The 1,560-nt window shown below is 56.7% G+C and carries 1 protein-coding gene and 1 pseudogene; one reads left to right on the top strand and one right to left on the bottom strand.

Going from position 1 to position 1,560, the window contains the following annotated elements:
• Nucleotides 1-376, top strand: a pseudogene (locus tag WBB85_RS09055) (integrase core domain-containing protein); the annotation flags it as partial.
• A 127-nt stretch (nt 377-503) separates the two neighbouring features.
• Here the strand turns inward: WBB85_RS09055 and WBB85_RS09060 are convergent.
• A partial coding sequence (locus WBB85_RS09060) for a rhamnan synthesis F family protein (protein ID WP_432638298.1) occupies nt 504-1,560 on the bottom strand: 1,057 nt, incomplete at its 5' end.

The following is a 1,560-nucleotide window of genomic DNA, read 5'->3' on the forward strand; positions in this document are numbered from 1 at the left end:
TCGACGCACGGTACAGCTACCGGGGTGAAGACGTTGTCGCCACGCTGGACCGTGTATGTCGAAGATCGGGCTACCCCAAGACGATCCGGGTCGATCAGGGTAGTGAGTTCATCTCCCGCGACATGGACCTCTGGGCTATCAGCTGGGCGTCATTCTCGACTTCTCACGGCCAGGAAAGCCGACGGACAACGCCTTCATCGAAGCCTTCAATGGCAAGTTCAGGGCTGAATGTCTGAACGCGCACTGGTTCTTGACGCTTGCAGATGCGGCCGAAAAGTTGGAGGCGTGGCGTAGATACTACAATGAGGAACGGCCACATAGCGCGATTGGCAACAAGGCCCCGATCACGCTGACGAAATCGGGGGAAACCACCAGCCTGTCTAGGTTACAATCACCGCCGGCCACCAATCGAGGCGGAAAGACCTTGTGGAGGCCAGATTGCGGTACACGGTGCGCGACCAGCCTGTCGCCCATCCCATCTCGGATTCGGCTGCCCCCGGAGGTTACGTCGGCTGGTCGAAGTCTGGCGCCCGGTCCGCCCGGAGTGCCTGCATTTCTGACAGAATCTCGGTCGCAGCCGGCCCTGGCAGTTCGGCAGCGAGGCGCATGGTCGTGTCAGACGCCTCCCGGTTTAACCAGACTGGTGACTTTTTGAGACATGGAAAGCCACGCTCCTTGATCATATAGCTCGCAAGCGCGTAACTCGACCCCTGACGTGCTACGGTGTGGAGTATGAGTAGAATCAGATCGCGGCGATCATGGTCGCCCTTCAGCAGGTCATGCTTCAACCGGAGAAGCCGAGTATCTTCCGGCACGATCAGATCCTCTACGATCTGCCGCAGCCGATTTTCGTCCAACGCTTCCAATGCCTCGTCGAGCTTCGCTATGTCGCAGGTCACACCATGCGTAAAGCCGTTCCAGATTATCCACTTGCTCAACCCGATTTCGCCGCGGCGGACGGTACGATTCTTCTTGTTGGTAAGTGGAAAGGTCTTCCAATAACGGTGAAAATCTGGATGCGTTAGAACACTTTTCGAGAAGAGCAACGCGAACGAACAATAGTGGAAGTTCTTGTGCGTCGTGCGGTAATCCCAGACGAAGTCACGGAGATCCTCAACCCGGGCGCGCGGCACACCGTAGTTCGAGGCGGCGGCTGCAAAATCAACATTCAGGGCTTCGGCATCGCAAAGCCAATCTCGGCACCCCGGCAAAGCAAACCAGGTAGAGTCGTTGATTATCAGCAAGTGATCAAGTTTCGACAGCTTCGCTGCCATAGCCAGGATCCCGTCTCGATAACCGCCGAAGTCATAGCCAAAATTCGGTCGTTCCAAGCAGATATGACAAAGGTCGACCAGCCGGTCGCGGTCGTGCGCGCTAAGTGGGAGATTGGACACCACAACGGGAGCATAACCTTTGGATATGAGATACTCGATGCCTCGAAGGTGCGACATCTGCAACCCGTACGTCGGGTAGATCAAGTAGACAGCAACTTTACCTGCCACATCGATACGGCCCATCGTTCGCCGCACCTTCCGCGAGTACACGGCATCGTAGTACTTC

The sequence above is a fragment of the Albidovulum sp. genome, from assembly GCF_049646345.1.
GTDB lineage: Bacteria > Pseudomonadota > Alphaproteobacteria > Rhodobacterales > Rhodobacteraceae > Albidovulum.